The sequence below is a fragment of the Streptomyces sp. NPDC051582 genome (assembly GCF_040681715.1).
In the GTDB taxonomy this organism is placed as follows: Bacteria; Actinomycetota; Actinomycetes; order Streptomycetales; family Streptomycetaceae; genus Streptomyces.
Map to the genome: position 1 here is coordinate 94,669 of NZ_JBFAZJ010000010.1, position 15,077 is coordinate 109,745.

Annotated in this window: 9 protein-coding genes; 6 read left to right on the forward strand and 3 right to left on the reverse strand. The window is 69.6% G+C overall.

The window, feature by feature from the left end:
- Window positions 1-19: 19 nt before the first annotated feature.
- On the reverse strand, window positions 20-1,906 hold the full coding sequence (locus AB0M92_RS15630; protein WP_366102667.1) for an amidohydrolase: 1,887 nt from the start codon (window positions 1,904-1,906) through the stop codon (window positions 20-22).
- Window positions 1,907-2,064: 158 nt separating this feature from the next.
- Between AB0M92_RS15630 and AB0M92_RS15635 the strand changes: the two genes are divergently transcribed.
- From AB0M92_RS15635 to AB0M92_RS15655, 5 genes are all read left to right on the forward strand, one after another.
- Complete coding sequence (locus AB0M92_RS15635; RefSeq protein ID WP_366102669.1) at window positions 2,065-3,117, forward strand: LacI family DNA-binding transcriptional regulator; 1,053 nt, start codon at window positions 2,065-2,067, stop codon at window positions 3,115-3,117.
- A 199-nt stretch (window positions 3,118-3,316) separates the two neighbouring features.
- On the forward strand, window positions 3,317-6,031 hold the full coding sequence (acnA, locus tag AB0M92_RS15640; RefSeq protein WP_366102670.1) for an aconitate hydratase AcnA: 2,715 nt from the start codon (window positions 3,317-3,319) through the stop codon (window positions 6,029-6,031).
- 317 nt (window positions 6,032-6,348) lie between these two features.
- Window positions 6,349-7,779, forward strand: coding sequence for an N-acetylglucosamine/diacetylchitobiose ABC transporter substrate-binding protein (ngcE, locus tag AB0M92_RS15645; RefSeq protein WP_366102671.1), 1,431 nt, complete (start codon window positions 6,349-6,351; stop codon window positions 7,777-7,779).
- 22 nt (window positions 7,780-7,801) lie between these two features.
- A complete protein-coding gene (locus AB0M92_RS15650; RefSeq protein ID WP_366102672.1) occupies window positions 7,802-8,746 on the forward strand; it encodes a sugar ABC transporter permease in 945 nt (314 codons plus the stop codon).
- Window positions 8,747-8,759: 13 nt separating this feature from the next.
- Window positions 8,760-9,695: a carbohydrate ABC transporter permease gene (locus AB0M92_RS15655; RefSeq protein WP_366102673.1), complete on the forward strand. Its 936-nt coding sequence runs from the start codon at window positions 8,760-8,762 to the stop codon at window positions 9,693-9,695.
- On the opposite strand, the gene AB0M92_RS15660 is transcribed toward AB0M92_RS15655, so the two are convergent.
- Both AB0M92_RS15660 and mgtA read right to left on the reverse strand, forming a co-directional pair.
- A complete protein-coding gene (locus AB0M92_RS15660; protein ID WP_366102674.1) occupies window positions 9,688-10,422 on the reverse strand; it encodes an MgtC/SapB family protein in 735 nt (244 codons plus the stop codon). The genes AB0M92_RS15655 and AB0M92_RS15660 overlap by 8 nt on opposite strands.
- 27 nt (window positions 10,423-10,449) lie before the next feature.
- Window positions 10,450-13,170, reverse strand: coding sequence for a magnesium-translocating P-type ATPase (mgtA, locus tag AB0M92_RS15665; protein ID WP_366102675.1), 2,721 nt, complete (start codon window positions 13,168-13,170; stop codon window positions 10,450-10,452).
- A gap of 603 nt (window positions 13,171-13,773) precedes the next feature.
- Here mgtA and AB0M92_RS15670 point away from each other — a divergent pair.
- Window positions 13,774-14,976: an ROK family transcriptional regulator gene (locus tag AB0M92_RS15670; RefSeq protein ID WP_099889000.1), complete on the forward strand. Its 1,203-nt coding sequence runs from the start codon at window positions 13,774-13,776 to the stop codon at window positions 14,974-14,976.
- The last annotated feature ends 101 nt before the right edge of the window (window positions 14,977-15,077 follow it).

Consider the following 15,077-nt stretch of genomic DNA (forward strand, 5'->3'; position numbering starts at 1 on the left):
TCCCCCTCATTATGTAGATTTAGTGACCGCACGCGTGGTGGCGGCCCCCGTGCACCGCCGCGTACGCCGCCGGGCGCGGTCCGGATCCCGCGCGCGCCGCCCGGGCCGCCGCGGCGCGGCCCGCCTCCGAGTCCGCGTCGTGCACCACCCGGCCGCCGACCAGGGTCATCCGTACGCCGGTTCCGCTGATGTCGGCCACCGGACAGCGGGTCACATCCCGGTCCAGCAGCACCAGGTCCGCGGCCTTGCCCTGCTCCACCGTCCCCGTCAGCCCCTCCTGCCGCAGCTGCCACGCGGTCCCGGCCGTGTGCATCCGCAGCACCGAGTTCCGGCTCAGCCCCTCCAGCTCCCGGTGCAGCTCACCCGTCCCGTACGCGCCCTGCCGGTCGATGGCCGTCCGCAGCTGGTTCCACACCTGGAGCGCGTCCACCGGCCAGTCCGAGCCGCCGGTCAGCCGGGCCCCGGCCCGCTCCAGGCTGCGCGCCGGGTACATCCACCGGTGGCGCTGCGGACCGATGTACGGGAGCAGCGCGTCCATCGTCCAGGTGTCCTCGGCCGCCCACTGGAGCTGCATGCAGGCCGCGACGCCCAGCTGGGCGAAGCGCCGCAGGTCCGCCGGGTCCACGATCTGCAGGTGGGCGATCGCGTTGCGCGCGTCCCGCTGCCCGGTCACCCGGTGGGCGTACGCGTACCCGTCCAAAGCGGTACGCACCGCCCGGTCCCCGAGCCCGTGGGCGTGCAGCTGCCAGCCGGCCTTGTTGAAGGCCGCCGTCAGCCGGCCGTAGTCGGCCGCCGAGGTGTAGAGCTCGCCCCGGTTCGCCGTGGGCCTGCCGTTGCCGTCCAGGTACGGCTCCAGCAGCGCGGCCGTCTGCGCCGGGTACTCGATGACCCCGTCCAGGAACACCTTGACCATGCCGAACCGCAGGCCCCGCACCCCCTCGAACTCCCGCCGCAGCCCGCGCGCGTACGCCAGCGCGGCCGCCGGGTCCTTGGTCTGCCCGGCGTCGAGCCGGATCGCCGGGACGATCCGCTGCGGCAGTTTCCCCGCCGCCGCCAGGGCCTGGTAGAGCTCCAGCTCGTGCCGTCCGACCAGGGCGTCCATCATCGTGGTGACCCCGGACGCCGCCGCCAGCTCCAGCACCTTCGCGCAGGCCGCGACCAGTTCGGCCCGGGAGGCCTCCGGGACGTGCCGCTTCGCCAAGTCCTGCGCGTCGTCCTTCAGGACGCCGGTCGGCTGCCCGTCGGCCCCCTTCACGATCCGGCCGCCGACCGGGTCCGGGGTGGCCGCCGTGATCCCGGCGATCTCCAGGGCCCGCCGGTTGACCCAGATGTTGTGCCCGTCGCCGCCGACCAGCGCGACCGGCCTGCGGGTCGCCAGCGCGTCCAGCATCGAGTGGTGCGGCACGCTCCCGGTCGGCAGCAGCCCGACCGGATTCCAGTCCTCCACCACCAGCCAGCGGTCCGGCTCCGCGCCGGCGCCCCCGGTGTCGGCGAGGAAACCGGTCAGCAGCTCCCGCAGCTCGGGCAGCGTGGTCTCGGCCCCCTCCAGCGAGGGCCGCAGCGACCGGTCTCCGGCGCCCAGCGGGTGCACGTGACCGTCGTGGATGCCGCTCATCACCGTGTTCCCGCGGGCGTCGACGACCTCGGTGTCCCGCCCGATGTGCCGGCGCACCGCCGAACCGCTCCCGGTGGCCAGGATCTTCCCGTCCCGCCCGACCGCCACCGCCTCGACCGGCGCCCCGCCGCCCGCGGTCCCGGTGAACACCCGGGCGCCGTGGATCACCAGGGCGGCCGAACCGCGCCCGCCGGAGGCGGTGGCCGCCGCCGCGGGCCCCGCGCCCAGCAGACCGGCCGCGCCCGCCGCCCCGACGGCGCCGACGGCTCCGAGAAGGCCCCGGCGCGACAAGGGGGAAGAGGGGGAAGAGGGGGAAGAGGGGGAAGGGAAGGAAGCAGAGGTCATGGCCACTCCAAACGTCGGTGTGGCCAGGACACTGTTTGATTAACCCCTTAACCAGAACCCGCCGCGGCCGACGAAATCCGCACCGCCGTCCGTACGATGACCCCGTGCCCGGCCCCGGACCGACCATCGCCGACATCGCGCGCGCCGCGGAGGTCTCCACGGCGACCGTCTCGCACGCGCTGGGCGGCACCGGCCGCGTCGGCGAGTCCACCCGCCGCCGGGTCCGCGAGGTGGCGGCCGCCCTCGGCTACAGCGCCCGCCGCGGCCCCCGCACCCGTACGCTCGGCCTCGCCGTCACCACGTACGCGGGCTCCCCCTGGAACTACGTCGAGATCGCCTACTTCTCCCGGCTGCTGACCGCCGCCACCGCGGCCGCCCACGCCCGCGGCTACGCCCTCACCCTGCTGCCCGCCGACCGGGGCGCCGAACCGCTGTGGCACGACCTCGCCGTCGACGGGATGCTGCTGCTCGACAGCCCGGCGGGCGATCCGGTGCTCCGCGCCCTGCGGGCCCGCGGTCTGCCGGTGGTCTTCGACGGCCGGCCCCCCGACCCCAGGCCCGGGGACGTGTGGGTGGACAACGACCACGAGGCCACCACCCGCGAGGTCCTCGACCACCTCGCCGCCGCCGGGGCCACGCGGATCGCGCTGCACTCCGCGTACGGCCGCGAGTACTACACCGAGGCCGTCACCTCGGCGTACGCCGGCTGGTGCGCCGAGCGCGGGGTGGCCGAAGTGGTGGTCGCGTTCGACCCGCAGGACGCCGCCGGCCACGCCTTCGACCCGGTGTTCGCCGCGCCCGGCCGCCCCCGCCCCGACGCGGTGTACTGCGTGTACGACCCGGGCGGGCGCCAGGTGCTGGCCGCCGCCGCCCGGCACGGGCTGCGGGTACCGCACGAGCTGCTGCTCGTCTGCGCGAGCGAGGACCCCTCGTACGCGGCGGGCGACCCGCCCGTGAGCACCGTGACCCTGCGCCCGGAGGTGATCGGGGAGAGCGCCGTCGCCGCGCTCGTGGCGCTGCTGGAGTCCCCGCACGGAGCGGAGCCCGGCCAGCTGACCGTCCCGGCCGCGCTGACCGTGCGTACGTCCTCCCGTACGTCCCTCCGTACGTCTTCGCGTACGTCCTCCCGAACCTCCGGGGGCGTTCCCCGACTGTGATCTGGCCCATGCCGTGCATGACCAGGGCGCGGCAATGCATTAGAGTTATCTCGACATCGAGATATCTGCCGAAGGCGTACCGCAGCCGCCCCTGCTGGTAAGGCTCACCTAACTTAGCCTTACCTTAGCGGATTGGCCACAGGGCGTGGCGGCAGGATTGCGGTAAAACGCGCGAATTTCATGCATGAAGGAGACTGTCGTGTCGGCGAACAGCTTCGACGCCCGCAGCACGCTGCAGGTGGGCGACGAGTCGTACGAGATCTTCAAGCTGGACAAGGTCGAGGGCTCCGCCCGCCTTCCCTACAGCCTGAAGGTCCTGCTGGAGAACCTGCTCCGTACCGAGGACGGCGCGAACATCACCGCCGACCACATCCGGTCGCTCGGCAACTGGGACTCGCAGGCCCAGCCCAGCGAGGAGATCCAGTTCACGCCGGCTCGCGTGATCATGCAGGACTTCACCGGCGTCCCCTGCGTCGTCGACCTCGCCACGATGCGCGAGGCCGTGAAGGCCCTCGGCGGCGACCCGGCGAAGATCAACCCGCTCTCGCCCGCCGAGATGGTCATCGACCACTCGGTCATCGCCGACAAGTTCGGCACGAAGGACGCCTTCGCGCAGAACGTCGAGCTGGAGTACGGCCGCAACAAGGAGCGCTACCAGTTCCTGCGCTGGGGCCAGACCGCCTTCGACGACTTCAAGGTCGTCCCCCCGGGCACCGGCATCGTCCACCAGGTCAACATCGAGCACCTGGCCCGCACGGTCATGGTCCGAAACGGCCAGGCGTACCCCGACACCCTCGTCGGCACCGACTCGCACACCACCATGGTCAACGGCCTGGGCGTGCTGGGCTGGGGCGTCGGCGGCATCGAGGCCGAGGCCGCGATGCTCGGCCAGCCGGTCTCCATGCTGATCCCGCGCGTCGTGGGCTTCAAGCTGACCGGCGAGCTGCCCACCGGCACCACCGCCACCGACCTCGTGCTGACGATCACCGAGATGCTGCGCAAGCACGGCGTCGTCGGCAAGTTCGTCGAGTTCTACGGTGAGGGCGTCGCCGCCACCTCGCTGGCGAACCGCGCCACCATCGGCAACATGTCGCCGGAGTTCGGCTCCACCGCCGCGATCTTCCCGATCGACGACGAGACCCTGAAGTACCTGCGCCTGACCGGCCGCGACGCCCAGCAGGTCGCGCTCGTCGAGGCGTACGCCAAGGAGCAGGGCCTGTGGCTGGACCCGGCCGCCGAGCCGGACTTCTCCGAGAAGCTGGAGCTCGACCTCTCCACGGTCGTCCCCTCCATCGCCGGCCCGAAGCGCCCGCAGGACCGCATCGTCCTGGCGAACGCCGCCGAGCAGTTCGCCGTCGACGTACGCAACTACGTCTCCGACGACGAGGAGGCCGGCAAGGAGTCCTTCCCGGCGTCCGACGCCCCGGCGTCCTCCAACGGTGTGCCCACCAAGCCCACCCTGGTGACCCTGGCCGACGGCACCTCCTTCGAGATCGACCACGGCGCCGTCACCGTCGCCGCGATCACCTCCTGCACCAACACCTCGAACCCCTACGTCATGGTCGCCGCGGCGCTCGTGGCCAAGAAGGCGTCCGAGAAGGGCCTGACCCGCAAGCCCTGGGTCAAGACCACCCTGGCCCCCGGCTCGAAGGTCGTCACCGACTACTTCGACAAGGCCGGCCTGACCCCGTACCTGGACAAGATGGGCTTCAACCTCGTCGGGTACGGCTGCACCACCTGCATCGGCAACTCCGGTCCGCTGGACGAGGAGATCTCGAAGGCGATCAACGAGGCCGACCTCGCGGTCACCTCGGTGCTCTCGGGCAACCGCAACTTCGAGGGCCGCATCAACCCCGACGTCAAGATGAACTACCTGGCCTCCCCGCCGCTGGTCGTCGCGTACGCCATCGCGGGCTCCATGAAGGTGGACATCACCAAGGACGCCCTGGGCACCGACACCGACGGCAAGCCGGTCTTCCTCGCGGACATCTGGCCCTCCGAGGCCGAGGTCAACGACGTCGTGGCGAACGCCATCGGCGAGGACATGTTCAGCAAGTCCTACCAGGACGTCTTCGCGGGCGACGCCCAGTGGCAGGCGCTGTCGATCCCGACGGGCAACACCTTCGAGTGGGACCCGCAGTCGACCTACGTGCGCAAGCCCCCTTACTTCGAGGGCATGACGATGGAGACCACCCCGGTCTCCGACATCGCCGGCGCGCGCGTGCTGGCGAAGCTGGGCGACTCGGTCACCACCGACCACATCTCCCCGGCCGGTGCGATCAAGGCCGACACCCCGGCCGGCAAGTACCTCACCGAGCACGGCGTCGAGCGCCGCGACTTCAACTCGTACGGTTCCCGCCGCGGCAACCACGAGGTCATGATCCGCGGCACCTTCGCCAACATCCGCCTGCGCAACCAGATCGCGCCGGGCACCGAGGGCGGCTTCACCCGCGACTTCACGGCCCCGGACGCGCCGGTCGCGTTCATCTACGACGCCTCCCAGAACTACCAGGCCGCCGGCATCCCGCTGGTCATCCTGGCGGGCAAGGAGTACGGCTCGGGCTCGTCCCGCGACTGGGCCGCCAAGGGCACCGCGCTGCTCGGCGTCAAGGCCGTCATCGCCGAGTCCTACGAGCGCATCCACCGCTCGAACCTGATCGGCATGGGCGTGCTCCCGCTCCAGTTCCCGGAGGGCGCCTCGGCCGCCTCCCTGGGCCTCACCGGCGAGGAGACCTTCTCCTTCACCGGTGTGGAGGAGCTGAACAACGGCACCACCCCGCGCACCGTCAAGGTCACCACCGACACCGGTGTGGAGTTCGACGCGGTCGTCCGCATCGACACCCCCGGTGAGGCGGACTACTACCGCAACGGCGGCATCATGCAGTACGTGCTCCGCAACCTCATCCGAGGCTGACGGCACCAGCGGCACTAGCGGTACCAGCGGCACCAAAGGGCCGTATCCCCGTCAAGGGGATACGGCCCTTCCGCTTTTTTCCGGACCGGGCCAGGTTTCGGAGAGGTCTCAACTCGGAAAAGCTGACGGACAACCGTGTGCATGATCTTGCTCACATGAACGGAAGTGGACTATACCTGTGCCTCGTCCGGCTCATCCCGTGAGAGCGGCACCGGACCGGGGGGATGGCGAGGACCTGCGGTGATGTCCGTACGTGCGGTGACCACGGGCATTCGTCGAGTCCCGGCCTCCTTCACACTTCTGACGAAGGCGAGGACATGAGCATGGGATCCACTGGTGAGGGCATCGGCCGCCGTGACCTGATCAAGCGCTCGGCGGCACTGGGACTGATCTCGGTGCCCACGATGAGCTTCCTGTCCGCCTGCGCCTCCGGCGGCGAGGACACCACGAAGGGGCCGGACAAGGGTGCGGTGACCAAGGAGAACCCGTTCGGCGTCGCCAAGGGCGGCAAGCTGGACGTGGTCGTCTTCAAGGGCGGCTTCGGCGACGACTACGCGAAGGCCTGGGAGGCCGCCTTCGACAAGAAGTGGGGCACCACCAGCTCCCACCTGGGCACCCAGGAGATCGCCGCCAAGCTCCAGCCCCGCTTCAACGGCGGCAACCCGCCGGACGTCATCGACGACTCCGGCGCCCAGCAGATCAAGGTCGACGTCCTCGCCAAGGGCGGCCAGCTCGCCGAGCTCACCCCGGTGCTCGACGCGCCCTCGCTCGACGACCCGGCCAAGAAGGTCCGGGACATGCTCATCCCCGGCACCGTCGAACAGGGCACCCAGGGAGGCAAGTTCGTCGCCCTCTACTACGTCTACACCGTGTTCGGCTTCTGGTACTCGGGCAAGCTCTTCAAGGAGAAGGGCTGGGCAGAGCCGAAGACCTGGGACGAGTTCCTGGACATCTGCGCCAAGGCCAAGGCGGCCGGCATCGGCGGGCTCGCCCACCAGGGCAAGTTCCCGTACTACATCAACGTCGTCATCATGGACCTGATCGCCAAGAAGGGCGGTCTGGAGGCCATGAAGGCGATCGACAACCTGGAGCCGAACGCCTTCGAGGGCAACCCCGCCGCCCTCGCCGCCGTCGAGGCGATCTACGAGGTGGTCGAGAAGGACCTGCTGATGGCCGGCACCAACGGCCTCACGCACACGGAGTCCCAGACCGCCTGGAACCAGTACAAGGCGGCCTTCATCCCCTCCGGCTCCTGGCTGGAGAACGAGCAGCTCAAGCAGACGCCGGAGGACTTCGACATGAAGTTCCTGCCGGTCCCGACCCTCGCCGACAGCAAGCTGCCCTTCGAGGCCATCCGGGCCGGCGCCGGCGAGCCCTTCATCGTCCCGGAGAAGGCCGCCAACAAGGCCGGCGGCCTGGAGTTCCTCCGCTCGATGCTGTCGCGCGAATGGTCCACGCTCTTCGCCCAGCAGGCCAACTCCCTGACCGTGGTCAAGGACGGCGTCGACCCGAACGTCAAGCTGCGCCCCGGCACGGCGTCCGCGGTCGCGGCCGTCAAGACGGCCGGGACGAACACCTTCAACTACCTGTACCCCGACTGGTACAGCGAAATGGACACCGAGATCCAGAACGCGTCCAATGAGCTGATGGCCAAGCGGATCCTGCCAAAGGAATGGATCAAGCGGGCCCAGGCTGCGGTAGACAAGGCTGCCAAGGACCCGAACGCCAAGAACAACCACCGCAGCTGACATCGTCCAAGGGGCGGACACCATGAGCCAAGTAGCCCGGGGCAAGGGAAGGACCGGCTTCATCGCCGGCTTCCTCTTCCTGCCGCTCGCGCTGTACCTGACTTTCGTCATCTGGCCGTACATCCAGACGTTCGGCTACTCCTTCACCAACTGGTCCGGACAGTCGCCCACGTTCGATTTCGTCGGCCTGGACAACTACTCCGCGCTGATGAAGGACGAGGTCTTCCGCGGGGCCCTGTGGCACAACCTGCTGCTCCTGGTGTTCGTCCCGACGATCACCATCCTGCTGGCCCTCTTCTTCGCCTTCATGGTGAACGTGGGAGGGCGCAGCGGGGCGGGCGGGGTGCGGGGCGTCCGGGGCTCCGCCGTCTACAAGATCGTCTACTTCTTCCCGCAGGTCCTGTCGCTCGCCATCCTCGCCGTGCTGTTCGGCGCGGTGTACCGCAGCGACGAGGGCGGCCTGCTGAACGGATTCCTCACCAAGCTGGGCCTGGTGGACCAGGCCCACCCCGTCGAATGGCTCAACCAGCCGAACCTCGTGCTGTGGTGCCTGCTCCTGGTGGTGGTCTGGCACGGGGTCGGCTTCTACCTGGTGCTCTTCTCGGCCGCCATGCAGTCCGTGCCCAAGGACATCTACGAGGCCGCCCTGCTCGACGGCGCCGGGCGCGCCCAGACCTTCCTCAGGGTCACCCTGCCCCTGCTGTGGGACTCCGTGCAGACCTCCGCGGTCTACCTGGGCATCGCCGCCATGGACATGTTCGTGCTGGTGTCGACCATGACCTCCGGCCAGTTCGGAGGCGGTCCCGACCACCACAGCGAGGTCATGGCCACGGTGCTGATGCGCAACTTCCTGTACTTCGGCAAGAGCGGCTACGCCTGCGCCATGGGCGTCGTCATGCTCGTCCTGACCATGATCCTCTCCGTCGTCACGCTGCGCGCCACCCGCCGCGAGCGCATCGAGTTCTGAGCGGAGTCCCACGATGACTGCAGAGTCCACGGTGATCAAGGCGCCGGGCGAGGCCTCGGCCGAACGCTCCGGCGGCAGCCGGAGCCCCGGGGAGGGCGCGAAGCGCGGCTCCGACGGCATGGTGCTGAACGTCTTCTCCCACGGGTTCCTCGCCGTCTGGGCGATACTGATCGTCCTGCCCCTGATCTGGCTGGCGCTCGGCTCGTTCAAGACCGACGCCCAGATCGGCGGCTCGGCCCTCAGCTGGCCCTCCAACTGGCACTTCGACGCCTTCTCCCGGGCCTGGGAGAAGGGCATCGGCGACTACTTCGCCCACACGCTGATCGTGATGGTGTTCTCGGTCCCGCTGACCATGCTGCTCGGCTCGATGGCGGCGTACGTCCTGGCCCGCTACCCCTTCCCGGGGAACCGGCTCTTCTACTACTTCTTCGTCAGCGGGGCCATGTTCCCCGTGTTCCTGGCGCTCGTCCCGCTGTTCTTCATGGTCAAGCGCCTGGACATGCTCAACACGTACCAGGGTCTGATCCTCGTCTACGTGGCCTACTCGATGCCCTTCACCGTCTTCTTCATGCACTCCTTCTTCCGCACGCTGCCGACGGCCGTGCACGAGGCGGCGGTGATCGACGGGGCCTCCGACACCCGGATCTTCTTCCAGGTGATGCTGCCGATGGCCAAGCCCGGCCTGATCAGCGTCGGGATATTCAATGTCCTGGGGCAGTGGAACCAGTACATCCTGCCGTCGGTGCTGATGCAGCCGCAGACCGGATCGGACCCCGAGCGCTACATGCTCACCCAGGGCCTGATCCAGCTGCAGTACCAGATGGGGTACGAGACGGACCTGCCGGTGCTGTTCGCCGGCGTGACCATCGCCATGATCCCGATGCTGGTGGTCTACCTGTCCTTCCAGCGGCAGATCCAGGCCGGTCTGACCTCGTCCACGCTCAAGTAGCGGAGACCGAGGGGTCGGGCACGACCGACCAGCTGACCGCCGAGACGGACGGGTCGAGCGAGAGGTTGCTGACCGCTTCCTCCAGCATCCGGCCCCCCGCCGCCCCTTCGGCGGTCAGCAGCGCGGACACCGTCACCAGGCCGGCCTCCGGGCCGTCCTGGCTGCGGATCGAGCGCAGCGTGTAGCCGGGCCGGCCGAGTGCGTCGACCAGCCGGTGGCGTATGTGGGCCTCCTCCGCCTCCAGGCACACGGCCTCGAAGTGGAAGTCGGTGGCCACCTCCGCCCCGCCGCGCGGTTCGCGGTCCAGGCGCCGGCCCAGCGGGCGCAGCAGGAGGTTGGCCCCCACCACGCCCGCCGTGCCGAAGGCCGCCAGGACGAACATCCCGGTGCCGGCCAGGCAGCCCACGGCCGCGGAACACCACAGGGTGGCGGCCGTGTTCAGGCCCCGTACGCTCAGCCCGTCACGCATGATCACCCCGGCGCCGAGGAAGCCGATGCCCGAGACGATCTGGGCCGCGACCCGGGAGCCGTCGTACTGGACCTCCGAGACGGCGCCGATGAACCCGTACTGCGAGAGCAGCACGAACAGCGCCGCACCCCCCGCCACCAGCGCGTTCGTCCGCAGCCCGGCCAACCGGGCCCGCCACTGGCGCTCCAGGCCGATGGCCGCCCCGAAGCCGAGCGCGGCGGCCAGGTGCCCGGCCATCTCCCATTCGTCGAGCAGCATCGGTCTCCCCCTCCTCTGCGCGGCCGGTCACAGCCAGGTGCCGAACTTGCGGATGTACAGGGTCTTCAGGAGCTGGGTGAGCGTGCAGTACGCCAGCAGCACGCCGATCAGCCACGGGAAGTAGCCCGTCGGCAGGGCCACGAAGCCCAGTGAGGAGGCCAGCGGCGAGAAGGGCAGGTAGAGCCCTGTCAGCACCGCGAGGATCGTCATCACCATCACCGGCCAGGAGGCGCGGGACTGGACGAACGGGATCTTCCGGGTACGGATCATGTGGACGATCAGGGTCTGCGAGAGCAGGCCCTCGATGAACCAGCCGGACTGGAACAGCGCCTGGTTGGCCTCGCTGTCGGCCCCGAACACGTTCCACATGATCACGAACATGGCGATGTCGAAGATCGAGCTGATCGGGCCGATGCAGACCATGAACCGGCCGATGCCCTTGGCGTCCCAGTTGCGGGGCCTGCGCAGGTACTCCTCGTCCATCCGGTCCCACGGCGTCGCCAGCTGGGCGATGTCGTAGACCAGGTTCTGCACCAGGAGCATGATCGCGAGCATCGGCTGGAACGGGATGAACGCGCTCGCCACCAGGACCGAGAAGACGTTGCCGAAGTTCGACGAGGCCGTCATCTTGATGTACTTGATCGTGTTGCCGAAGGTGGTCCGGCCCTGGATCACGCCCTGCTCCAGGACGGTCAGGTCCTTCTCCAGCAGGATGATGTCCGCCGACTCCTTGGCGATGTCGACCGCCGTGTCCACGGAGATGCCGACGTCCGCGTCGCGCAGCGCGGCGGCGTCGTTGATGCCGTCGCCGAGGAAGCCGACGGTGTGCCCGTCCGCCTGCAGGGCCCGTACGATCCGGGCCTTCTGGACCGGATTGACCTTGGCGAAGACCGTCGTACGGGCGGCCAGCGCGCGCAGCGCCGCGTCGTCGAGGGAGTCGGTCTCGGGGCCGAGCACCACGTGCCCGACGTCGATGCCGACGTCCGCGCAGACCCGGGCGGCCACGAGGTCGTTGTCGCCCGTGACGACCTTGACCGCGATGCCCTTGTCCGTCAGGGCCTGCAGCGCCCGGGCGGCGTCGGCCTTCGGCGGGTCGAGGAAGGCGAGGAAGCCGACCAGGGTCAGCCGGTCCTCGTCCGCGACGCAGTACGTGGAGCGCGCGCCGTCCATCGTGCGGGTGGCGACGGCGAGGACGCGCAGGCCCCGGCGGTTGTTGTCCTCGGCGATGCGGGTGACGTGCCACCGCAGCTGATCGGTGAGCTCGACCGTCTCGCCCCGGTCGCGCACGTGGGTGCACAGGTCCAGGACCTCCTCCACCGCACCCTTGGTGATCATGACGTGCTCGGGGCGGCCGAGTCCGCCGACGACGCTGTTGCGGTCCAGGACCACGGACATCCGGCGCCGGGCGAAGTCGAAGGGGATCTCGTCGACCATCGAGAACCGCGCGTCGACGACAACCTCCTCGGCCTCGTCCACGCGGTTGATGACCGCCTGGTCCATCAGGTTCTTCAGACCGGTCTGGAAGTGGGAGTTGAGGTACCCGTACTCCAGGACCTCGTTGTCCTCGTCGCCGTGCACGTCCAGGTAGCGGTCCAAGACGATCCGGTCCTCGGTGAGGGTGCCGGTCTTGTCCGTGCAGAGCACGTCCATGGCGCCCAGGTTCTGGATCGCGTTGAGGCGCTTGACGACGACCTTGCGCTCGGACATGGCGACCGCGCCGCGCGCCAGGTTGGCGGAGACGACCAGCGGCAGCATCTCGGGGGTCAGGCCGACGGCGACGGCGATGCCGAAGAGGAAGGCCTCGTCCCAGTCGCCCTTGGTGAGACCGTTGATCGCGAACACGACCGGGACCATGACCAGCATGAAGCGGATCAGCAGGAAGCTGACCTTGCGCACGCCGTTGTCGAAGTTGGTCTGCGGGCGCTCGCCGGCCAGTGAGCCGGCCATCGAGCCGAAGTAGGTGTGGCCACCGGTGGCGACGACCACGCCGGTGGCGGTGCCGGAGGTGACCGAAGTCCCCATCAGGCAGAGGTTGTCGGCCTCGACCGGATCGGTGGTCTCCGACTGGCCCAGGTCCTGCGCACGCGTGTCGGCCTTGGCCACCGGCAGGGACTCGCCGGACAGGGCGGCCTGGCCGACCATCAGGTCCTTGGAGGTGATGAGCCGAAGGTCGGCGGGGATCAGGTCACCGGCGGCCAGCTTCACCACGTCGCCCGGGACCACCTGGTCCATGGGCACCTCGAAGGTGGTGGGAGCGCAGCCGCTGCCGGCCCGCCGCTGCACCGCGCACGTGGTGGTGACGAGCTTCTTCAGCGCTTCGGCGGCCCGGCCGGAGCGGAACTCCTGCCAGAAGCGCAGCAGTCCGCTGACCCCCACCATCACGGAGAGGATGACGACGCCCGGATCGGCCGGGTCCTGCCACCACATGACGGCGGCCAGGAAGACGAGGACGCCGATGAAGGGGTTCCAGAACGCCTTCGCCAGCTGGAACCACCAGCGCGGGGCCCGCTCGTGGGCGACGACGTTGGCGCCGTGCCGCTCCAGGCGCAGGGCGGCCTCGGCATGCGTGAGGCCGCTGAGGGAGGCGTCGAGCTCCTGGAGGACCCGGACGCCGGGGCGGGCGCTGAATCCGGCGAGCCGCTCGCCGGCGAGCCGGGTACGGCCCTGACGCTCGGCCGCCTTGCGCTCGCGGCGGCCCTGGCCCGGCGGTGCGAGCTTGGTCGGGGTACGGGGGGTGAGCATGGTCATGACGAATACCTCCCTCCGCCGCGTCCGGGCAGCACGGAGCCGCGCGGTCACGGGGAGTGATCATGGGTCGGCGCGGGACGGCGCGAAGCGCAGCCGGGCGCGCCGAGGGGCATGGATGACGCACGCCCGGCCGAAGCGGCGGGGCATGCGGAAGGAAGGGGAGGGGGAGAAGAAGGAAGGAATGCAGAACCGCACGGGAAGCGGCGCGTGCCGCTGCCGGACCGCGACGTACCGCGGCCGTGTGCACTCAGGGAAAGATCAGCCGATCAGGTCAGCCGACGAGAGCGCTGCAAAGACTTCGATCGGGACTCATCCCGAACACCTCCTTGCGTAGCGCCGTCATTGCGGGGCACCCGATCCGGCTCGAAAGCCGCAGAGAACCGGTTGCCTCAGCGACCGTAACACGATCCAGAGGGATGTCTCTCATACTTATGACCGGTAGTGGCCGATTCGTTCCGTGTCAGCCTCTTGACGTCTGGAGGGCCAAAGGCTCGACTTAAGGTTCACAAGTTGGAGAGACGCCGGGGTCTCGGAGCACCAAGCCGCGACGCCGGCTCGGGGGGCGACGGCCAGCCGTCGCTAATGGGCAGGAGTGGATGAGTCGTGCAGACTCCCGGATCGCAGTCTTCGCTGCACCGCGCGAATCTCGAACGGGTCGTGCGGGCGGTGCGGCTCGCGGGTTCGCTGACCCAGGCGGAGATCGCCCGGTCCACCGGACTGTCGGCGGCCACGGTCTCCAACATCGTCCGCGAGCTCAAGGACGGTGGGACCGTCGAGGTCACGGACACCTCGGCGGGCGGCCGCCGCGCACGCAGCGTCTCGCTCAGCGGTGACGCGGGCATCGTGATCGGCGTGGACTTCGGCCACACCCACCTGCGGGTGGCCGTCGGCAACCTCGCCCACCAGGTCCTGGCCGAGAAATCGGCCCCGCTGGACGTGGACGCCTCCTGGGCGGACGGCTTCGACCGGGCGGAAGCCCTGGTCGGAGAACTGATCGCGGGCATCGGGGTGGGCCTGGAGAAGGTCATCGGCGTCGGCCTCGGCGTCCCCGGCCCCATCGACGTGGAATCCGGGACCCTGGGCTCCACCGCGATCCTGCCGGGGTGGGCCGGGATCAACCCGCGCCAGGAGCTCTCGCAGCGCCTCGGCGTGCCCGTCTACGTGGACAACGACGCCAACCTCGGAGCGCTCGGGGAGCTGGTGTGGGGGAGCGGCCGGGGGGTCAAGGACCTCGCCTACATCAAGGTCGCGAGCGGTGTCGGCGCGGGCCTGGTGATCAACGGGCAGATCTACCGGGGGCCCGGCGGCACCGCGGGCGAGATCGGGCACATCACCCTGGACGAGTCCGGCCCGGTCTGCCGCTGCGGCAACCGCGGCTGCCTGGAGACCTTCGCGGCGGCGCGCTACGTACTGCCGCTGCTGCAGAGCACGCACGGGCCCGAACTCACCATGGAGCGCGTGGTCGAACTGGCGCGGGAGGGCGATCCGGGCTGCCGTCGCGTGATCGCCGACGTGGGCCGCCATGTGGGTAGTGGTGTCGCGAACCTGTGCAACGTCCTCAATCCGAGCAGGGTGGTCCTCGGCGGTTCGCTGGCGGAGGCCGGTGAACTGATCCTGGCTCCCATACGTGAGTCGGTGGGGCGGTACGCGATCCCCAGTGCGGCACGTCAACTCTCCGTGCTCACCGGCTCGTTGGGCGGCCGGGCCGAGGTGCTGGGCGCGTTGGCCCTGGTGCTGAGCGAGATGGGCGATTCGACCCTTCTGGCCGGTTCGCCGACCCTCAAGCTCTTGCCTTCAGTTAGATAACGGATGGCACCGTTGTCATCTCGTTAAGGATTCACTCCTTGACGGCAAACTGCGGCCGAGGTTGACTCACGTCCACCTCGGCCGCAATGTTGCGGCCTCGT